The organism is Pseudomonas sp. GM17 (assembly GCF_000282175.2).
GTDB classification, from domain to species: Bacteria; Pseudomonadota; Gammaproteobacteria; order Pseudomonadales; family Pseudomonadaceae; genus Aquipseudomonas; species Aquipseudomonas chlororaphis.
Genome location: NZ_CP124732.1, coordinates 6664987 through 6684159, shown reverse-complemented (window position 1 = coordinate 6684159; position 19173 = coordinate 6664987). Strand labels below are relative to the sequence as shown.

18 protein-coding genes are annotated in these 19173 nt (G+C 58.2%); 9 read left to right on the top strand and 9 right to left on the bottom strand.

The window, feature by feature from the left end:
• Positions 1–123: 123 nt before the first annotated feature.
• Positions 124–495 carry a hypothetical protein gene (locus PMI20_RS29890; RefSeq protein ID WP_037034563.1) on the bottom strand — a complete coding sequence of 124 codons (372 nt, stop codon included), beginning with the start codon at positions 493–495 and terminating at the stop codon, positions 124–126.
• A gap of 463 nt (positions 496–958) precedes the next feature.
• Between PMI20_RS29890 and PMI20_RS29880 the strand changes: the two genes are divergently transcribed.
• From PMI20_RS29880 to PMI20_RS29855, 6 genes are all read left to right on the top strand, one after another.
• Positions 959–1846 (top strand): PhzF family phenazine biosynthesis protein, encoded by an 888-nt coding sequence (locus PMI20_RS29880; RefSeq protein ID WP_007925396.1) that lies wholly within the window; start codon positions 959–961, stop codon positions 1844–1846.
• 237 nt (positions 1847–2083) lie between these two features.
• On the top strand, positions 2084–2320 hold the full coding sequence (locus PMI20_RS29875; protein ID WP_007925389.1) for a hypothetical protein: 237 nt from the start codon (positions 2084–2086) through the stop codon (positions 2318–2320).
• A 336-nt stretch (positions 2321–2656) separates the two neighbouring features.
• Positions 2657–2914: a hypothetical protein gene (locus PMI20_RS29870; protein WP_037034557.1), complete on the top strand. Its 258-nt coding sequence runs from the start codon at positions 2657–2659 to the stop codon at positions 2912–2914.
• 694 nt (positions 2915–3608) lie between these two features.
• Entirely contained in the window at positions 3609–4946 is a 1338-nt protein-coding gene (locus PMI20_RS29865; RefSeq protein ID WP_007925387.1) for an MFS transporter, read from the top strand.
• Between the two features lie 23 nt (positions 4947–4969).
• The gene (locus PMI20_RS29860) at positions 4970–6232 is read left to right on the top strand and encodes a gallate dioxygenase (RefSeq protein WP_007925386.1); all 1263 of its coding nucleotides are present in this window, start codon (positions 4970–4972) and stop codon (positions 6230–6232) included.
• 126 nt (positions 6233–6358) lie between these two features.
• Complete coding sequence (locus PMI20_RS29855; protein WP_007925385.1) at positions 6359–7621, top strand: OprD family porin; 1263 nt, start codon at positions 6359–6361, stop codon at positions 7619–7621.
• Positions 7622–7633: 12 nt separating this feature from the next.
• Here the strand turns inward: PMI20_RS29855 and PMI20_RS29850 are convergent, their stop codons facing one another.
• Positions 7634–8842 carry a LysR family transcriptional regulator gene (locus PMI20_RS29850; protein WP_007925384.1) on the bottom strand — a complete coding sequence of 403 codons (1209 nt, stop codon included), beginning with the start codon at positions 8840–8842 and terminating at the stop codon, positions 7634–7636.
• A 156-nt stretch (positions 8843–8998) separates the two neighbouring features.
• Here PMI20_RS29850 and galB point away from each other — a divergent pair, with 156 nt between their 5' ends.
• The 3 genes from galB to PMI20_RS29835 are packed head-to-tail and all read left to right on the top strand — an operon-like array spanning position 8999 to position 11533.
• A complete protein-coding gene (gene galB / locus PMI20_RS29845; RefSeq protein WP_007925383.1) occupies positions 8999–9733 on the top strand; it encodes a 4-oxalmesaconate hydratase in 735 nt (244 codons plus the stop codon).
• Positions 9730–10446: a 4-carboxy-4-hydroxy-2-oxoadipate aldolase/oxaloacetate decarboxylase gene (locus tag PMI20_RS29840; protein ID WP_007925382.1), complete on the top strand. Its 717-nt coding sequence runs from the start codon at positions 9730–9732 to the stop codon at positions 10444–10446. Before galB ends, PMI20_RS29840 begins: the two co-directional genes overlap by 4 nt.
• Before the next feature lies 1 nt (position 10447).
• A complete protein-coding gene (locus PMI20_RS29835; RefSeq protein WP_007925381.1) occupies positions 10448–11533 on the top strand; it encodes a 4-oxalomesaconate tautomerase in 1086 nt (361 codons plus the stop codon).
• A gap of 184 nt (positions 11534–11717) precedes the next feature.
• On the opposite strand, the gene dmpG is transcribed toward PMI20_RS29835, so the two are convergent.
• The 7 genes from dmpG to PMI20_RS29800 all read right to left on the bottom strand — a co-directional run bounded on the left by dmpG (position 11718) and on the right by PMI20_RS29800 (position 19089).
• Positions 11718–12749, bottom strand: a complete 1032-nt coding sequence (gene dmpG, locus PMI20_RS29830; RefSeq protein ID WP_007925379.1) for a 4-hydroxy-2-oxovalerate aldolase — start codon at positions 12747–12749, stop codon at positions 11718–11720.
• A gap of 10 nt (positions 12750–12759) precedes the next feature.
• Positions 12760–13701: an acetaldehyde dehydrogenase (acetylating) gene (locus tag PMI20_RS29825; protein ID WP_007925375.1), complete on the bottom strand. Its 942-nt coding sequence runs from the start codon at positions 13699–13701 to the stop codon at positions 12760–12762.
• Positions 13702–13759: 58 nt separating this feature from the next.
• The gene (locus PMI20_RS29820) at positions 13760–14551 is read right to left on the bottom strand and encodes a 2-keto-4-pentenoate hydratase (RefSeq protein WP_007925373.1); all 792 of its coding nucleotides are present in this window, start codon (positions 14549–14551) and stop codon (positions 13760–13762) included.
• The gene (gene mhpA, locus PMI20_RS29815) at positions 14548–16299 is read right to left on the bottom strand and encodes a bifunctional 3-(3-hydroxy-phenyl)propionate/3-hydroxycinnamic acid hydroxylase MhpA (RefSeq protein ID WP_007925371.1); all 1752 of its coding nucleotides are present in this window, start codon (positions 16297–16299) and stop codon (positions 14548–14550) included. Before mhpA ends, PMI20_RS29820 begins: the two co-directional genes overlap by 4 nt.
• Before the next feature lie 13 nt (positions 16300–16312).
• Positions 16313–17308 (bottom strand): VOC family protein, encoded by a 996-nt coding sequence (locus tag PMI20_RS29810; RefSeq protein ID WP_007925369.1) that lies wholly within the window; start codon positions 17306–17308, stop codon positions 16313–16315.
• A 24-nt stretch (positions 17309–17332) separates the two neighbouring features.
• On the bottom strand, positions 17333–18202 hold the full coding sequence (locus tag PMI20_RS29805) for an alpha/beta hydrolase (protein WP_007925368.1): 870 nt from the start codon (positions 18200–18202) through the stop codon (positions 17333–17335).
• 281 nt (positions 18203–18483) lie between these two features.
• Complete coding sequence (locus tag PMI20_RS29800) at positions 18484–19089, bottom strand: TetR/AcrR family transcriptional regulator (RefSeq protein WP_007925367.1); 606 nt, start codon at positions 19087–19089, stop codon at positions 18484–18486.
• Between the last annotated feature and the right edge of the window lie 84 nt (positions 19090–19173).

Here is a 19173-nt window from a genome sequence, read left to right as displayed (position 1 = left end):
GTTTTGTAGTGGCCTAATGAAGTCTGATGCTTATTAGGCTAGAAATGCCGGTTAAGGTCTCTACTCAGACTATGATGAGGACATTGAGTGTTTCGGTCTCGCCTGCTGTCGGTTGGCCGGCTTTTACGATGCGATGCGAATACCCGTCGCACCGTAGCGGCGGATAAGGTTTTGATCGACCTCAGCTACGAAGCGATCGGGACGCACTCCGAGCAATGTCGAAGTGAGCCGCTGCACGGCCTCGACATTCCCGGCTCTGAGCGTCTGAGTTTTAACCAGTTGCACAGTCAATAGGAGGTTCGTTGGCTCTAGGAAATCAAGAATCAATTTTTGCTGAGTCCCAAGCTCTCGCTCTATAACTGAGATCGCCCCAAGTTCTCGGAATATCGCCTCAGTTTCGTCCAGCTCAACCTTAGATAGGCGCTTTTTGGTAGGGATTGCTTCGACTCGATGTAGAAAAGCGTAAAGCTTTTCCTGGTAGTTTTGGGCGTCCAAGTCCAGCCAAAGGCCTAGCCCTTTGATGAACCCACAGATGTGCGGATACCACCGACGTTCAATAGTTTCCGGACAGCGGTTGGCGCTATGCGCGCCCCTCGACACCGTCACTTTGGTCGGTAAGCCTGTATAAGCCAAACGATCAAAATGGCCCCACTCAGGGCATCGGCGTTGAGTTACTACGAGCGCTGCTGGGGTCTGCGAATTTCTTCAGTTTGGCGGCCAAATCGCGGTGGGCAGGCAATCGATCCCCCGGATCCAGTTGGCTTTCAAGGATATCGTCGGCAAGCGCGGATATCAGGTGATCTACCGCGCAGGCCGAACTATCCACGAGTCCGGAGGGGCAGGGAGAGGTCTGGTGCATGGGGTTTTCGGATGAAAGTGTGGCGTGACACTATATTTATTTACCATAAGTGTCTCGTTCTCTATGCTCTGGATTCAACTGCATCTCAGGGCCAACTCCATGAATTACGATTTTGTGCAGGTCGATGCCTTCACTCGGCAGCCCCTCTACGGCAACCCCGCCGCGGTTGTTTTTGACGCTGATGATCTCGCAGCGGAAACCATGCAGAAGATCGCACGCGAGATGAACCTTTCAGAAACCGTCTTCATTCTCAAGCCGACGACAGCGGATGCTGACTATCGAGTGCGTATTTTCACGCCAATGAACGAGCTACCCTTTGCCGGGCATCCAACGGTTGCCGCGGCGCATTCGGTACTCGCCCGTTATTCGGACCTGGCCACGTCAGACCTGTTGCGCCAGGAGTGCGGTATCGGGATCGTTCCGGTTGAGATATTGCGCTCATCTTCAACGACCTTGCTGCGCATGACTCAGGCAGCCCCGCAATACCGTGACACGTCGCTCTCTCGCGAAACCGTCGCGAAAATGCTTGGCTGTGCCGAGTCCGACTTGGCCGACAGCCCGTTCCAGGTGGTATCGACCGGGGTGCCGTGGCTGATAGTGGAACTGGCCCGATTCGCAGCGATTTCGACTCTGGAGACCGACCAGGGGTTGATTGCTCGTGAGTGCAAAGCAGTGCGGGCTGCAGGCCTGACGGTATTCGTCGAGCGTGGCGAGACTAAAGGCGCTCGTATTCGAGTGCGCACTTTCGCACCAGGCGAGGGCGTCGCCGAAGATCCGGTGTGCGGATCGGGAAATGGCTCGGTGGCAGCGTACATCGCCCGTCATAAACATGCGGAAGAAGCATCCGGCCGTTATGTTGCCGAACAAGGAATTGAAATTGGCCGTGATGGCGAGGTGCATGCTTCGTGGTCACGCGTTGGCGAAAAGCTCGAGGTACGCATCGGTGGTGAAGCCGCTGTAGCTGCCAGCGGTCAGTTGCATCTGTAGTCCATGAACTTCTGCTTGGAGTGTGAGGCTGTTCACCCGAGCAAGGTTTATTTTTTCCACTTTATCCAACGTAGGTTGTCACGAGATGGTCTCCACTTCGAATCTGGGCTCGGATTGAAAACAACATAGTTTGTCCTCCGGGCGTTGAAACTATCAGGCGCCCCAGAGCGGTTCGGTTCGTAGACGCTGATAGGTCGTAGGTAAGCGTTGGCCAGATTGGCAGCGTTAGAGGTCGTAATGCTGGCTGTGCTGTTGCTGGTGGACGGCCGTCGTTTCCTAGATGGCCAGACTTCGGACGAGGAATTGTTCAAGTACCTGATGGACAATGCCCTTCAGAGCCAGCAGCAGTCCAATCTAACTGTTGGCATCAGCTTGATCGTGGAGCCGGTCGCTATCCTGACCCACGATATCGTCTGGATGGAAACTGCAGAAGTGTTGATCGCTAGGCAAGACCTGCACAATGTCGGCACCTAGTGCGCTACCGCCAACCTGTCCGCTCAGGTGACGGTCTCATTGCTGATCATGATGTCAGCCTGACCAGCGCCCACAGCGACCTGCTCAATGAATGCAGCGTCTCTACCCTTCCACGCAAGCAGCAGTTCCCGACGCGAGTTTCGTTGTCTGGCCGCACAACACTAGACGTGGCGCAGTCTGCGAGGCGGTCGGCCGAGGTGACACGCTATAGCGGTAAAAAAATTACCCGACACGGGTTATGATCCTGCCAACGGTACGCCCAAGACCACCTGGCCAACAGATGGTGGCTGCCACCCCGCTTTAGAGCGCCATCCTAATCAAATCCGGGCCATTTTAATGACATTACTAAAAGCAAGAATTGAGGCTACGAATAACAAATTGGCCGAGATGAAAGCAGCTCGCAAGGTCGCTGACAAAGAGCGCAGACAGAGTTACAAGCAAAGCAAGGCTGATCGTGCGCGCATGACCGTTTTGGTCGGAGAAGCTGTATTGCAGCGTGTGGAGTGTGGAGATTGGGATGAGGCCGATTTTAAGCAGATGATGGATGAAAGCGTTAGACGGCCAGCGGATCGAGCGCTTTTTGATCTTGAATGACTGACCTGGGTCGGTTGTGGGATACACCAACCCGGTGCGACTACCCCTCATTCGATACGCCAAAGCCCCTGACAGTTCAGTTTCTATACTCAGCAGCATGGGATCTTGAGTCAATAAACTGATGCTGATCAGTGATGAGTCTCCTACGGAATGGAGCCATCTTGGCACACTATTGAGTGGAGGCTTGCTCAGCGCCAATCTGGAAGGGGCGCATGGAAATTCAGCTAGTGAGACAAATCCCTCACGTTACAATTACCACCCCGTTAGCAATTGCGATGCTGACAGCGCGTACAGGTCAACTTCAGTCTGTTGTGTCTTACATTGATTTGATCAGGTTGTACCTCCCGTCATTGTTAAACCACTGTTGCTTTTGGCCGCGCCTCTCTATCTCTGTCCAATCCATCTAGGCCGGGTGACGCTTACTCGAGTTTCCGCGGCGCCTGCTGCCGGTTCTGACCTTTAGCTGTGTCAATCTGGCGCCGCAGTTCATCGCTAAGAGCCAAGACTGGAGTTGAGACGCTCGCTGCAAAATCATCCGATAAGAAAAACCGATACCCGCTTAAGGATTTCCCAGAGGCGGGACAGGCATCTGTGGCTTTAGAGTCCTACCCAACGATTGACTGTTAGGCAGGTTCTGTTTCGCATCGATTAACAGGTCTGTCGGAATTTCTACAAAAATAAGAAGGTGAAAAGCATGAGTAACGAAACGGTCGACATCAAAGCGTGGATCGACAACCGGCCGGTCGCCAGATATCAGTGGCTCATCATGAGCCTGTGTTTTTTCATTGTTCTGTTCGATGGCTTCGACGTCGCGGTCATGGGGTTTATTGCCCCTTCGCTGATTCACGAGTGGGGGCTGTCCAAAGCGGCGTTTGGCCCGGTGATGAGCGCTGGCATGATCGGTCTGGCCATCGGTGCTTTGACGGCTGGCCCGTACGCCGACCGCTTGGGGCGGAAGAAGGTGTTGCTATTTGCCGTGACTGGTTTCAGCGTCCTGAGCCTCGCCTGTGCATTCGCTCGCAATCCCTACGAACTGGCGGGGCTGCGGCTGTTGACTGGCGTGGCGCTGGGTGCAGCGCTGCCCAACACCACCACGCTGCTGTCCGAATACTTGCCCGAGCGCAATCGCTCTCTATTCATCACCCTCATGTTCACCGGCTTCAACATGGGGTCGGGGATGGGTGGTTTACTCGCTGCCTGGTTGATCCCGCATCACGGTTGGCAATCGGTGCTACTCGTCGGCGGGATCCTGCCACTGTTGCTGCTGCCGTTTCTTTGGCTGCTGTTACCCGAGTCGGCACGTTTTCTGGCGGCTCGTAAAGCGCCTGCCAGCCAGATCGCCAAGGTGCTGAACAAGCTGGGCGGGACTTTCTCGGCTACTACCCAATTCATGATTGCCGAACCCCAGACTCAGCACAAAACTCCGGTGCGCATGTTGTTCACCGAATCTTATCGTTTTGGCACGCTCGCGCTCTGGTTGACCTACTTCATGGGGTTGCTGGTGATCTACCTGGCGATGGGCTGGATGCCGACCCTGTTGCGCGACGGCGGCCTATCCATCGAACGGGCGGCCACCATCACCGGTTTGTTCCAGATTGGCGGCACCGCTGGGGCGATAGTGGTCGGTTGGGCCATGGACCGGCGCAATCCAAACGCCGTCATTGCTACCTCATACGCCCTGGGTGGCGCCTTTATTTTGCTGTTGGGGGCGTTCAGTCTGGAGTCTAGCCTGCTGGCCTTTGGCGTAGTGGGGGCGGGCTTCTGCATGAGTGGTGCGCAAACCGGTCTCAACGCCTTTGCTCCGGGCTACTACCCAACCGATTTCCGCGCTACCGGTGTGAGCTGGATGCTCGGTATCGGTCGCTTCGGGGCTATCGTTGGTTCATTGATCGGCGGTGCGGTGCTCAGCCTGGGGTTAGGCTTGCCGTTGCTCTTCGCCTTGCTGGGGCTGCCGGCCTTCATCGCTGCGTTAGCAATATTGGCTAATGGTCATGCGCGGCGTCGAGTCAGCCAGACGTTGCTGGCGCAATAATTTTTCGAACAAAGGAACTTGTCATGGCACGTATCATCGGTGGCCTTGCTGTATCCCACACTCCTACCATCGGCTTTGCGGTCGATCACGATAAACAGAATGAAGCTGCCTGGGCGCCGATTTTCGAAGGTTTTGAACCGATCAAAGTCTGGTTGAAGGAGCAGCAACCCGATGTGTTGTTTTACATCTTCAACGACCACGTGACGTCGTTTTTCTTCGACCACTATGGCGCGTTTTCCCTCGGTGTCGACGAGCATTATGAGGTCGCCGACGAGGGCGGTAATCCACGCTCGTTGCCCTCGGTCGGCGGGCATATGGCGCTGTCGCGGCATATTGGCGAAAGCCTGATGGCCGATGAGTTCGATATGAGTTTTTTCCGCGACAAACCGCTAGACCATGGTTTCTTCTCGCCGATGTCAGCGCTGTTGCCTTGTGAGCCGGATTGGCCGGTGGAAATCGTGCCGTTACAGGTCGGTGTGCTGCAGTTCCCCGTTCCCAGCGCATTGCGTTGCTACAAACTGGGGTTGGCCCTGCGCCGGGCCATCGAAAGCTACCCTGAGGACCTGAGGGTCGCTATCGTTGCCACCGGCGGCGTGTCCCATCAGGTGCATGGTGAACGTTGCGGTTTCAATAACCCACAGTGGGACGAGCAGTTTCTGAATCTGCTGGTCAACGACCCGGTAAGACTCACCGAAATGACCCTGGCCGAGTATGCCACGCTGGGCGGGCTGGAGGGGGCGGAGGTGATCACCTGGCTGATTATGCGCGGCGCGTTGTCGGCCACAGTGAAGAAACTCCATCAGGACTATTACTTGCCGTCGATGACCGGCATCGCCACCTTGCTCTTGGAGAATCAGGATCGGCCGGTTCCTGCTGAAGTCAACGCACGTCACTTGCAACACATGCAGCAGCAGTTGGCTGGTATCGAGAAACTGGAAGGGACATATCCGTTCACCCTGGAGCGCAGTGCCAAGGGTTACCGCCTGAACAAGTTTCTGCACCGCATGATCGAACCGCAATGGCGTCAACGTTTTCTCGATACACCGGAAGCGCTGTTCGATGAAAGCGGATTGAGCGATGAGGAACGGGATCTACTGCGGCGTCGTGATTGGCGCGGGCTGATCCACTACGGGGCGATATTTTTCGTACTGGAAAAGCTTGCAGCGGTACTAGGGATTCCCAATCTGCAGGTTTACGCGGCAATGCGTGGACAGAGCCTGGAGGAATTCATGAAAACCAGAAACCAACAGGTGCTCTACTCGGTGGCGGGCAAAGCCCCTCGCTGAACAAACACGCTGACAGCCTCGCGGCTCATCTTGGGCCGCCATCGCAAGGACCTCGTTTGACTTCACTGTGCCCGACACTTATGGGCGCAGCGGATATTTTTATCCAAAAAACGGAAAACAATAACAATGAAAATTACCGTCAATCATCGAATTGCTTACACGCTGGTGTCTACCATCGGAGCTATTGCTTGCGCATTACCTCTGGAGGGCATGGCTGCAGGTTTTGTCGAAAATGCCAGCGCCAACCTGAATCTTCGCAACTTCTACATCAACCGCAACTTCACCAACCCGGCTTACACGCAGAGTAAGGCTGAGGAGTGGACCCAGAGCTTTATTCTCGATATGAGGTCCGGTTTCACCCTGGGGGCGGTGGGTTTCGGTGCGGACGCATTGGGCATCTACTCGGTCAAGCTCGACGGCGGTAAGGGTACCAGCGGCACGCAACTATTACCGGTTGATGGCGACGGACATCCTGCCGATGACTTCGGTCGTCTGGCGTTGGCCGGGAAAATGAAAGTGGGAAAAACAGAACTGAAAGTTGGTGAGTGGATGCCGGTGCTGCCGATTCTGCGCTCCGATGATGGCCGCTCATTGCCGCAAACCTTCCAGGGCGGGCAGATCACCTCGCAGGATATTGAAGGCCTGAGCTTGTACGGCGGACAGTTCCGGCAGAATAGTCCGCGCAACGATTCGAGTATGGAAAACATGTTCATGCAGGGCAAAACGGCGTTCACCTCTGATCGTTTCAACTTCATCGGGGGTGAATACAGCTTCAACGAAAAACGTACGCTGATCGGTGTGTGGAGCGCCGAGCTCAAAGACATTTACCAGCAACAGTACCTGCAACTCGTTCACAGTCAGCCGTTGGGTGCCTGGACCCTCAGTGCCAACCTGGGCTATTTCTGGGGGCGCGAAGACGGCAGCGCCCGCGCTGGAGACTTGGACAACCGCACCTTCTCGGGGTTGCTCTCGGCCCGCTATGGCGGCAATACCTTCTACGCCGGCTTGCAGAAACTCAGCGGTGATGATGTGTGGATGCGAGTCAATGGTACTAGCGGCGGTACCCTGGCCAATGACAGCTACAACAATAGTTACGACAATGCTCGGGAGAAATCCTGGCAACTGCGCCATGACTACAACTTTGCCGCCCTCGGTATGCCCGGCCTGACCCTGATGAACCGCTACATCAGCGGTGACAACGTGCATACGGCCATGGTCAGCGACGGCAAGGAATGGGGGCGTGAGTCCGAGCTGGCTTACACGGTGCAAAGCGGCACCTTCAAGAACCTGAGTATGCGCCTGCGCAATTCCAGTATTCGCCGCGACTACAGCAGCAACGAGTTCGACGAAAATCGCCTGATCGTCAGCTATCCCGTCAGCCTGTTCTGAATCTTTAGCAATCTAGGCGGCTGCTTGCTCACGGATCACCTGGCGAATCATGTCCATCAAGACTTGCGCCACCGGTGAGTGCAGGCAGCCGTTGCGGTAGGTCAGGCCAATAGCCCGGGTGGTCTGTTGCAGGACCAGTGGTAGGATACACAGCTCGCCGGAGGCAATTTCCTGTTCCAATTGATGAGCAGACACTGCCGCAAGCATGTCCGAGCGAAGCAACAATCCACGAATGATCGCCAAGTCGCCGCTTTCCACCACGGGTCGAGGCGCCGCGATACCGAATCCGGCAAAGCAGTCATCGAGCATCTCACGGGCCGGTGAGCCGGCACGAGGCAGTACCCATTGGGCTGAGCTGAGTTGAGCATGGGGGACTGCTTTCGCAATGAAGGGGTGATTTCGCCGTGCCAGCATCACCATTTCTTCGGTGAGTAGCGACTCCCCGACCAGATCACTGGCATAGGCTGCTGAGCGCAAGGCGCCGAAAATGAAATCCACATCGCCGGCACGCAGCTCGGTGGCAAGCAGATCGAACGGGCTTTCATTGGTGATCACCTGGATACCCGGATGTTCAGCCATCATGCGCACGATAGCTTCGGGCAATATACGTGTTCGGCCTAGGGGCAGGGCGCCGACATGCACCACACCTTGCAGTTTGCCACGTAGGGCAGTGATATCCGTTTTGATATGGCGTAGCTCATTCAATGCTCGACGAATCGGGAACAGAATCTCACGGCTCGCAGGGGTTGGCTGCAATCCGCGAGGCGTACGCTCGAAGAGCGTTTGGCCACACCCACTTTCCAGCACCTTGAGAGTCGAGCTGACGGCGGGCTGACTCAGGCCCAGAAGGTTGGCCACGGTCTGCATGTGGTGTGTTTCACAGAGTTTTACGAACACTTGCAAGCGCCTGACTTGCAATAGATAGAGCGGCTCAACGGTCTGCTTGTTCCCTCCAGTCAATAGCTTCGGTACGGTTTCAAGTTCTGCCAGCACACGCCTTGCTCGGGGCAACAAGTGTCCGCCAAAGTCGGTCAATCGCATGCCGTTGGCATGCCGCTCGAACAAAGGCACATTTAGCCGGGACTCCAGCTCGGAAATCGCCCGGGTCACCACCGATTGAGCCCGATACAGCGCCACAGAGGCCTTGGAAACACTCTCATGATCGGCCACCCGGACGAAGGCTCGCACGTGCATCAGGCTGGGAAGTTCACTGGATTCCATGGGGCTCAGGCTCTGCAGGTTCGTGGTCCAGCTGGATTAGGTCGCTACCTTGTGGAGTGACAATAAAAAAAACGCATACCTATAACACTCTAACGCATTACTCCGACTGCGGGGCATGGTGCGATGCTCTTTCGAAACGCAGGAGGAGCACCCGCAATGATCGAGTCACCTAAAAACGCGCTGGTCGTCAGCGCACATTCTGCCGATTTCGTCTGGCGTGCTGGCGGTGCCATCGCGCTGCATGCGCAGCAGGGTTACAACGTGCACATTGTCTGCCTGTCGTTCGGCGAGCGCGGCGAATCCGCCAAGCTGTGGCGCAAAGGCGAGATGAGCGAAGACACAGTCAAAGCTGCGCGTCGCGAAGAGGCCCAGGCCGCAGCGGATATTCTGGGCGCCAGCGTCGAGTTCTTCGACATCGGCGATTACCCGATGCGCGTCGATAAGGAAACCCTGTTCCGTTTGGCCGATGTATTTCGTCGGGTCCAACCCGAATTCGTCCTCAGCCACTCGCTGAAAGACCCTTACAACTACGACCACCCGCTGGCCATGAACCTGACGCAGGAGGCACGCATCATTGCCCAGGCCGAAGGCTACAAACCGGGTGAGAAAATTGTCGGTGCACCGCCGGTGTACAGCTTCGAACCGCATCAGCCCGAACAATGTGAATGGTGTCCCAACGTGCTGCTGGACATCACCGATGTCTGGGACAAGAAGTACGCGGCCATCCAGTGCATGGCCGGCCAGGAACATCTGTGGGAGTACTACACTCGTGTTGCCCTGCAGCGCGGCGTGCAAGCCAAACGCAACGTTGGTATCACTTCCACCCGCAACATCGTTTACGGCGAGGGCTACCAGAGCATTTTCCCACGGGTCACGGAGAACCTGGCATGAGTGAACTCATTGGCAAAACCGGCATCGTCGTGTGCAACATCCCCAGGGCCGAGGCTGCCCTGGTCGATGAGCTGAAGCGCTTCGGTGTAGCGACGATTCATGAAGCACAGGGACGAAAAGGTCTGCTGGCATCCTCTATCACGCCGATTCAGCAGGGGACGGCCATTAGCGGCACGGCAGTTACTGTGCTGGTCGCGCCGGGTGATAACTGGATGTTCCATGTTGCCGTGGAGCAATGCCGTCCGGGCGATATTCTTATAGTAGCCCCCAGTTCACCCTGCACCGATGGTTACTTCGGTGACCTGCTGGCGACTTCGCTCAAGGCTCATGGGGTGCGTGCTCTGGTGATTGACGCGGGTGTGCGTGACACCCACACCCTGCGTGAGATGGGCTTCCCGGTCTGGTCTCGGGCAATCAGTGCCCAGGGCACGATCAAGGAAACCCTCGGCTCGGTCAACCTACCGCTGGTGTGTGGCGGTCAGCTGGTCCATCCGGGCGATGTGGTGGTAGCCGATGATGACGGTGTGGTCGTTGTGCGTCGCAGCGAAGTCCCGCAAGTCGTCGAAGCCAGCCGCGCACGCGCCGATCTGGAAGAGCAGAAAGCCCTGCGCCTGGCCAAGGGGGATTTGGGCCTCGACATTTACAACATGCGCTCGCGTCTGGCTGAAAAGGGTTTGCGCTATGTCGACAGTCTCGACGAGCTCGGAGACTGACATGCAGCAGACACGTATTCCCTGCCTGTTGATGCGCGGGGGCACCTCGAAAGGGGCCTACTTCCTTGCCCGCGACTTGCCTGAGCAACCGGCGCTTCGAGATCGGGTGTTGCTGGCGGTCATGGGCTCGCCGGACGCGCGTCAGATCGATGGCATTGGTGGCGGTGATTCGCTGACCAGCAAGGTCGCGATCATCAAACCTTCCGCGCGCACCGGGGCCGATATCGATTACCTGTTCGCGCAAGTGCTGGTCGAAGAACCGCGGGTCGATTACGGGCAGAACTGCGGCAATATCCTGGCCGGCGTAGGCCCGTTTGCCATAGAATGCGGACTGGTGACAGTGAAGGGCGATGTCACTTCCGTGCGGATTTTCATGGAAAACACCGGGCAGATCGCGGTGGCTCATGTACCCACGCCCAATGGTGCCGTCCACTATTCGGGTGATGCCCGGATCGATGGGGTGCCAGGGCACGCCGCGCCGTTGATCATCGAGTTCGAGGATATCGCCGGCTCCAGTTGCGGTGCGCTGCTACCGACCGGCAACGCGCACGATATTTTCGATGGTGTTGAAGTGACCTGTGTCGACAACGGCATGCCGGTCGTTCTAATCCGCGCTGAAGAACTCGGCTGCAGCGGCTACGAAGCCCCTGAGCAACTGGATGCCGACAGCGAACTTAAGGTCCGACTCGAATCGATCCGCTTACAAGCCGGACCATGCATGAATCTGGGCGACGTAAGCCAACGTAACGTGCCCAAAATGTGTTTGATTGCTCGCGCACGAGCAGGTGGGGCACTCAGCACACGGACCTTAATTCCACATCGTTGCCATACCAGCATCGGTGTGTTCGGCGCGATCAGTGTGGCGGCTGCATGCCTGATCGAGGGAAGCGTAACGACGAACCTGGCCTGTGTTGGTGAGGGTGAAGTGAAGCGGCTGTCGGTTGAGCATCCGACGGGAGAGTTTACCGTGGAGCTGCATCTACAAGATGGTCAACTCACGGGTTGTGGGCTGATTCGCACGGCTCGGTTGTTGTTCGATGGGGTTGTGTGTGTGCCGAATAGTCTCTGGGGTGGTAGACCGGACTAAGAAAGTTGAATGCTCTTCATGACTCGTTTGCGTTCGACGGTAAATGCCAGACACCTATCAATGGCGGTGTGCTTTTTTGGAAGCGACGTACGCCACAGTAAAAAGATGTGCACCTTGAGGTGCACATCTTTTACTCACGCAGCGCGATGTTCCATAGCTGGCTTAGCGGTGTTACGTGGCTTTCTTAATGCGAGCCTCGCTGGCTGAGAAGATCCAGGGCAACATCAACAATCATGTCTTCCTGGCCGCCGACCATGCGCCGCTTGCCCAGCTCGACCAGGATGTCCAGAGTCTTGAGGTCGTATTTGGCGGCAGCAACTTCGGCGTGGCGCAGGAAGCTGGAGTAGACCCCGGCGTAACCCAGGGCCAGGGTTTCGCGGTCGACCCGCACCGGCCGGTCCTGCAAGGGGCGGACGAGGTCGTCGGCGGCATCCATCAGGGTGTAGAGGTCGGTGCCGTGGTTCCAGCCCAGGCGCTCGGCGGCGGCGATGAACACCTCCAGCGGCGCGTTGCCAGCGCCGGCACCCATGCCGGCCAGGCTGGCGTCGACACGGTCGCAACCTTCCTCGACGGCGGCTATGGAGTTGGCCACCCCCAGGCTGAGGTTGTGGTGGGCGTGCATGCCGGTCTCGGTTTCCGCCTTGAGCACGGCCTTGAACGCACGAAACCGCTCGCGGATGTCCTGCATGTTCATCGCGCCGCCGGAGTCGGCCATGTATACGCACGTGGCGCCATAGCTCTCCATCAGTTTGGCTTGGGCGGCCAACTGCTCGGCCGGAATCATGTGGCTCATCATCAGGAAACCGACGGTATCCATGCCCTGCTCGCGGGCGTATTCGATGTGCTGTTTCGAGACGTCGGCCTCGGTGCAGTGGGTGGCAACGCGCACCACTCGGGCGCCGGCGTGGTAGGCCGCTTTCAGGTCGTGCACGGTGCCGATGCCGGGTAGCAGCAGGGTGGCGATTTTCGCGTGCTGGACGACATCGGCGGCGGCTTCGATCCACTCCAGGTCGGTATGGGCGGCAAAGCCGTAGTTAAAACTGGAACCTTGCAGGCCGTCGCCGTGGGCGACTTCAATCGAGTCGACCCTGGCTTTGTCCAGAGCGCGGGCGATGTCCTGCACGTTCTGCAGCGAATACTGGTGGCGAATTGCGTGACTGCCATCGCGCAGGGTCACGTCGGAGATGTAGAGTTTTTTGCCGGGATTGAAAGTCATGTCGGTCTCCTCAGGCGTTGAGCATCGACTGCGCCATGCGCTCGGCGGTGGCCAAGGCAGCGGAGGTCATGATGTCGAGGTTGCCGGCGTAAGCCGGCAGGTAATGGGCGGCGCCTTCGACTTCGAGGAACACCGAGGTCTTGAGGCCGGAGAACTTGCCGAGGCCAGGAATGTTCAGCGGCGCGTCGACGGGAATCACGTCGAACTGGACTTTCTGCTTCAGGCGATAGCCCGGCACATAGGCCTGTACGGCGGCAGCCATCTTGACGATGGAAGCCTCGACCTTAGCTTGGTCGGCTGCTTCGGACAGCACGAATACCGTGTCGCGCATCATCAGCGGCGGCTCGGCTGGGTTCATGACGATGATCGCCTTGCCCCTGGCCGCGCCGCCCACTGCTTCGATGGCCTTGGAGGTAGTTTCGGTGAATTCGTCGATATTGGCGCGGGTTCCCGGACCCGCGGATTTGCTGGCGATCGAAGCGACGATCTCGGCGTAATGCACCTTAGCCACGCGGGATACCGCCGCGACCATTGGGATGGTCGCCTGGCCTCCGCAGGTGACCATATTCACGTTCGGCCGGTTGAGGTTTTGTTCCAGGTTGACTACCGGGATGCAGTACGGGCCGATGGCCGCCGGGGTCAGGTCGATCAGGCGGATACCAGGATCGAGCGCGCGCAGGAAGGCATCGTTCTTCACATGGGAACCGGCCGAGGTGGCGTCGAAGACGAAATCGATATCCTTGAATACGTCCATACGGGCCAGGCCTTCGACGCCTTCATGGGTGGTGGCGACGCCCATGCGCTGAGCACGGGCGAGGCCATCGGAAGCCGGGTCGATCCCGACCATGACTGCCATTTCCAGATACTTGGCGTTGCGCAGGATTTTGATCATCAGGTCGGTGCCGATATTGCCAGAGCCGATAATGGCGACCTTGAGTTTGGTTTCGCTCATGGGTGCAATCTCACAGGCTGGCCGGGTCGTTAAGACCCGGCAGGGAAGGGAAGACGGATCAGACGAAGTGGCAACTGACTTCGCCAAGACGAGTCAGGCGCAGATGCAGACGGTCCCCTGCCACCACAGGCGTCATTGGTCCGAGGGCCCCGGACAGCAGCACGTCACCGGCCTGCAAGGGGCGGCCCATTTGCGCCATGGTGCGCGCCAGCCACAGGCAAGCATCCACGGGGTTGCCCAGACAAGCGGCGCCAACGCCGATCGATGCTATGGCACCGTTCTTCTCCAGCAGCATCCCCTCCAGCCGCAGGTCCAGCGCGGACAGGCGAGTGGGCTGTTTTCCCAGGACGTAGAGCGCGGATGAGGCGTTGTCGGCCACCGTGTCGGCTAGGGTGATGTTCCAGTTCTCGATGGCTGAGTCGACGATTTCCAAGGCCGGAACCACATAATCCACAGCCCGCAGAAGCTCGGCCAAGGTGGTGTCTAGATGGGGAAGATCGCATCCCAGAACAAAAGCGATTTCTCCTTCGGCTTTGGGCTGAATCAACTGGCTGCTCTGAATATGACCGCCGTCCACTATTTCCATATCGGCGAACAACATGCCGAAATCAGGCTGGTCGACCCCCAGTTGCTGCTGCACGGCGGCGGAGGTCAACCCGACTTTGCGGCCCGTCAGACGACGTCCTTGGGCCAGGGCTAGATTGGTATTGATCTCCTGCACGGCATAAGCACCAGTCAGGGTATCGACGCCGAAGGTATCTGATATCCGCGCGCAGGGTTTGCGCTGCTGGCGGGCAACAGACAGGGCCGCTGCGGCTAATTGCAGTTGCGGCAAAGAAAACAGATTCATGCGCTTTTCCTCAAGGCGGCAGGGAAGTTGGCTACGGTTTCAAGGCTCGGCGCCCACTGCAGCTGGAATTTGAGTTCAGTGATCGCAAGGTCCAGGTCGTCGGCCTCGACCATGGCGAAGGTGAATTTGTCTGGACGTACCACTGCAATGGCTCCCGAGGAGAATCCTGAATGCTTGAACCAGGCGAGCATTTCGCCGTGCACGTCCTCGACCTCTATCAGCTCATTGGTATTGGCGCGCTCGACGTTCGCGCCTTGTGGGCGAGTTCCGAATTCGAAGAGGGTCGCGTAGCAAACGCCTTGAGCATCCAGCAGCTTTCTGGAGGCGGCCGATAGGTGCGCCCGCGGATCGATATTCAATCCGATAAGGGCAAAGTCTTCGCCTAGCAAGTTGTCGAGTAGTACCCGTTTGCCTTTGAAAGTACGCACCTCGGGTTGCGGGATCATCCTGCCTTCAGGGGAGTGTCGGTGCTTGCGCGGCATCCCTAGATAGCTGTCGGTGACATAGGTGGGGGCTGGCTTGAAGCGTCCCTCCCGAACGTAACGCCCTAAAAATGGCGTTACCAGGACAGTTTTGACTAGCAGATTGCGTAACCTGCTGGTAACCGGGTTAGACATTGAGACAAAGTCTTTCATCTGCACCGAGATGTCGATCATCGCCTTGGCGTGATGAAAACGTTCGCTGCCATAAGTGTCGAGCAGGCGGTCGCTAGCACGCCCCTTGATCACTGCATCGAGTTTCCAGGCTAGGTTGTAGGCATCGCGCACCCCGGAACTCATGCCCTGACCCATGAACTGCGGGGTCATATGGGCGGCGTCACCGGCAATGAACACCCGCCCCTTGCGCCAGTCTTTGGCCACCAGGGCGTTGAAGGTGTAGACCAGTTTGCGCTTGACCACGAACTTGTCCGGATCGACGTAGCGGCTGATCAGGTTGCGCACCACCTGCGGGTCTTCCATCTGCTCCTTGGTCTGGCCGGGCATCAGCATGAACTCGAAGCGATGGAAACGCCCGGGTTGCGGGCAGCAGACGGTCGGGCACTCGGGGTCGCAGATGAAGCTGAAGTAAGGCAGGTGGCGCAAGGCGTCTTCGCCTTCCTTCATCTCCAGGTCGACCACCAGCCAAGGCTCGGGAAAGTTCTTGCCGCTCATGCCGATGCCCAGGGCCTCGCGCACGGTACTGCGGCCGCCGTCGGCGCCGATCAGGTAGCGACCACGCACGATTTGCGGGTCTGGTTCGACCGAGGTTTCGCTGCGGGCGTCGTTGCCATCATTGAAGCGAAAGCTGCTGGTGGCCTGGTGGGTCACTGTGACGCCATGGTCATCCTGCTCGAACTGGGTGAGTTCGCGGCCCCGAGCGATGCGCACGTTAGGGTAGCGCACGAGCAGATCGCTCAGGGTGGTTTCCAGCCAGGGCTGGTACAGGAAGTTGATGATCGGCCAGCCGTAAGGGCGGTCGAGGCGCCAGTACTGGCCCAACACCTGACCATTGGCGAGGATCCACTGCGCGGGTGTATCCACCTGCATATCAACCGCCAGGTCGTCAGCAACTCCGGCGGCCTGCATGACACGCATGCACTCATCATCGGTGTAGACGGCACGGGCGTTACCATAGAACGTCGGTTCGCGCTCAAGCACCAGTACCGACAAACCACGTTTGCCCAGCAGATGCGCCAGGGTCGCACCGGTCGGGCCGAGGCCGGAAATGATCACATCGACAGTCGGTGTATGGTCGTTCTTGTTATTCATGACGATACCTCTCTTACAGCGGTGAATACTCGGGCTTGAGCAGCGAGCGCAGGCCCTGGACAAAACTGCCTAGGTTGGTGGTGAACGAGTTCCAGGCGCCGGTTTTCTGTGGGCGGTGGCCCCAGAGACTGATGCCCTGATAAGAAGTGGTCTGCCATTGTGCTTCGTCGATCACCAGGGCGTTCCAGCCCAGCTCCAGTTCAAAGCCGCTGGGGCTCATCACGTAAAAGGACTGCTCGCGGTCATTAGGGTGTTCGCCGATTTCATGGGCCATCTCGAAACCCAGTTTTCGGCAGCGTAAAAAGGCATCGGTGAGTTCGCCGACCGAACAGGTCAGCAGGTTCATGTGCTGGATACGGGTGCGGATCGGATCCATTGGCAGGCCACGCAAGCGCGCGATGGCGATGGAGTGATGACGTTCGTTGACCCGGAAGAAATCGATGTCCAGCGTCAGCCCGGCGATGCGTTCGACGATGTGGTCGCTGGCCCGCGCATCGAGGATGTCCTCCCAGAAACGACGCATCTGCTGCGGTTTGCGCGAGGTGATCGCCAGATGCCCCATGCCGGCCGGACCAGTGATGAAACCGGCATTGAGCATCTCCAGCGGCTGGTCGGTGAGCAGCGGCTCCCAGAACAGCTCGACGGCCATACGCTTGGGGCCGACCACCCGCCAGAACCGCTTCACCCCGCGATGGGCCGCTTCGTGTGGATCGCTGATCTGGGCCTCTATACCCAAGCACTGCAAGCGTTGCAGGACCTCGTCCAGAGTTGCCTGATCGCGCAACTGCCAGCCCACGGCGACGAAATCCTCCTGGCCTCCGCGCTGGATGATGATTCGCCGCTGGTGGTCATCCATGCGAAAAGCCAGGGTCTGTTCATCGGCGCAGGCCAGGTGCAGGCCGATACCGTCCTGGAGCAGCGAGCGCCATTGCTCCAGGCGATTGGACTCGATCAGTGCATAACCCATGCTACTGGCCCCGAAGATGTCCGGGGCTGCTCTGTTCGCCATCGCTTGATTCTCCATGGCGGCTGTTCAACGGGTAGAGCGGCTGGCGAGAAACGCTGCAGTCACTGCGTTGAACTCGTCTGCACGCTCCCACTGAACCCAGTGCCCGGTCTTGCTGAACAGATAGAGATTGCAATCGGGCATGCGGCTGCGTAGGGCTTCGCCGCCGCTGGGGCGGTTGACCTTATCTTCGCTGCCCCAGAGCACCAGGGTCGGTACCTGGCAGCTTTTCAGGCGCGGATCGCGAGTGAAGTCCCAGCGACGGAAGTTGGGAATGCCCTGGGGCCGGCGCAGGGGCGGAGCGGCGACCACCTGTGGATCGATGCTGGCCTGGTAGCGTTCCTGGATCATCGCATCGCTGACTTGGCTGTCGTCATAGACCAGATATTCACGGATAAAGCGGGTGATTTTGGCCAAGCTCGGACCTTCGCCCGTGTAGTAATCGAGCAGTAATTTGAGGCCAGGAGTAGGCAGGCTACGGGTGGTGTTGACGCCGCCGGGGCCCATCAATACCAGTGCCGACACTCGGCCTGGAGCGTCCAGGGCCATGCGCAGGGCACAGGCGCCCCCCAATGAGTTGCCGACCAGATGAGCGCTGTTGATGTTCAGGCTGTCCAGCAAGCCCAGCATGGCCCCGGCTAGATCGCCGAACGGGTCTTTACGATCGACACCTTTGGTCGATTGGCCATAGCCAGGCATGTCGGCGACGATCACTCGGAACTGTTGGGCCAGCGCTTCGATGTTTCGCGAATAATTGGATAGGCCGGAAGCTCCGGCGCCGCCACCGTGCAGCATCAGCAATGGGTGGCCGGAGCCCATTTCACTGATGAAAATCTTTCGGCGACCCACTTGCACCATCCGGGAGGTCAGGGCAGGGAGAGGTTCTTTATTGTTCATTGTCAGCTCCTGGCGTAAGTCACTTCGACCCACCGGTGGGTTTGTGCTTTTTGCCGATGCTATCACTAGAGATTAAAAATGAACAATAGTGTTTAATTTGATTCTGGGCGAGAGCAAGCCATGGGCGGGCCCGTCCAGGGTTTCCGGCGGGCAATGGGAGTTTTTTCTATAGGAGCGCAGCTTGTGCGTGATGCACGATTGCGCGGTGAGTCATGCACCCCGCGTCGCGTTGGGGCGATCGTGGGCGGCCTCGGTCCTGTGGAGAATGGGGAAGGGTGGGGTCAGGCAGGCAGTGCGGGCAATTCCAGGGTGGCGATGACGCGTGCCTCTTCAGCGGGTACGCCCAGCGCCCTGAGCACGAACTCGGCCATGTCGGAGCCGGCGTCGCGCCAAGTCTTGTGGCCTTGCAGCACCAAAACGGTGGCGGTCAGGATGCTGCCGCCGATCATGGCCATCACCGAGGCCAATTGTTCCTGGCGGAAGCTGTACTGCTTGGCCGTCAGACCGCCGAGTACATCGTGCATCGGTGGGCCGCTCCACATCTGCTGCAAAGTGGCATTACTGGCGGCGTAACGTACGATGAAGCCGCCCCAGTGTGGCTCCTCATGGGCCCGGCGGATATACAGGCGGATAGCGTTGGCCAGACGCACGGTTGGTTGCAGGTTCGGGCCAGCGCTGCGGGCTACCCTGTCGTTCATTTCGGCGCTGAGCTGGGTGGCCACATCCTCGAACAACGACTCGACCGAGGCGAGGTTGTTATAGATCGTGCCGCGGGCCACGCCCGCGATCTGCGCGAGCTCGCTGACATTGACCTCTTCGACGCTTTTCTCGGCGAACAGCCGGATGGCGGCCTCGTGGATGCGTTTTTGCACGGGACTCAGCTTCAAGGGATGCACTCCAGAAAGGAACGAGGACCGTATTGAACAATTTCGTTCAAAATAAAGCAAATCAGTGTTGCTCGTTGATTGACA

What these genes read in the sequence shown, in the direction of transcription:
- PMI20_RS29880 (WP_007925396.1), top strand. Translation starts at nt 959, where the DNA reads ATGAATTACGATTTTGTGCAGGTCGATGCCTTCACTCGGCAGCCCCTC.
- PMI20_RS29875 (WP_007925389.1), top strand. Translation starts at nt 2,084, where the DNA reads ATGCTGGCTGTGCTGTTGCTGGTGGACGGCCGTCGTTTCCTAGATGGC.
- PMI20_RS29860 (WP_007925386.1), top strand. Translation starts at nt 4,970, where the DNA reads ATGGCACGTATCATCGGTGGCCTTGCTGTATCCCACACTCCTACCATC.
- PMI20_RS29840 (WP_007925382.1), top strand. Translation starts at nt 9,730, where the DNA reads ATGAGTGAACTCATTGGCAAAACCGGCATCGTCGTGTGCAACATCCCC.
- PMI20_RS29865 (WP_007925387.1), top strand. Translation starts at nt 3,609, where the DNA reads ATGAGTAACGAAACGGTCGACATCAAAGCGTGGATCGACAACCGGCCG.
- dmpG (WP_007925379.1), bottom strand. Translation starts at nt 12,749, where the DNA reads ATGACTTTCAATCCCGGCAAAAAACTCTACATCTCCGACGTGACCCTG.
- PMI20_RS29870 (WP_037034557.1), top strand. Translation starts at nt 2,657, where the DNA reads ATGACATTACTAAAAGCAAGAATTGAGGCTACGAATAACAAATTGGCC.
- PMI20_RS29835 (WP_007925381.1), top strand. Translation starts at nt 10,448, where the DNA reads ATGCAGCAGACACGTATTCCCTGCCTGTTGATGCGCGGGGGCACCTCG.
- PMI20_RS29850 (WP_007925384.1), bottom strand. Translation starts at nt 8,842, where the DNA reads ATGGAATCCAGTGAACTTCCCAGCCTGATGCACGTGCGAGCCTTCGTC.
- galB (WP_007925383.1), top strand. Translation starts at nt 8,999, where the DNA reads ATGATCGAGTCACCTAAAAACGCGCTGGTCGTCAGCGCACATTCTGCC.
- PMI20_RS29825 (WP_007925375.1), bottom strand. Translation starts at nt 13,701, where the DNA reads ATGAGCGAAACCAAACTCAAGGTCGCCATTATCGGCTCTGGCAATATC.
- PMI20_RS29810 (WP_007925369.1), bottom strand. Translation starts at nt 17,308, where the DNA reads ATGGCGAACAGAGCAGCCCCGGACATCTTCGGGGCCAGTAGCATGGGT.
- mhpA (WP_007925371.1), bottom strand. Translation starts at nt 16,299, where the DNA reads ATGAATAACAAGAACGACCATACACCGACTGTCGATGTGATCATTTCC.
- PMI20_RS29820 (WP_007925373.1), bottom strand. Translation starts at nt 14,551, where the DNA reads ATGAATCTGTTTTCTTTGCCGCAACTGCAATTAGCCGCAGCGGCCCTG.
- PMI20_RS29855 (WP_007925385.1), top strand. Translation starts at nt 6,359, where the DNA reads ATGAAAATTACCGTCAATCATCGAATTGCTTACACGCTGGTGTCTACC.
- PMI20_RS29805 (WP_007925368.1), bottom strand. Translation starts at nt 18,202, where the DNA reads ATGAACAATAAAGAACCTCTCCCTGCCCTGACCTCCCGGATGGTGCAA.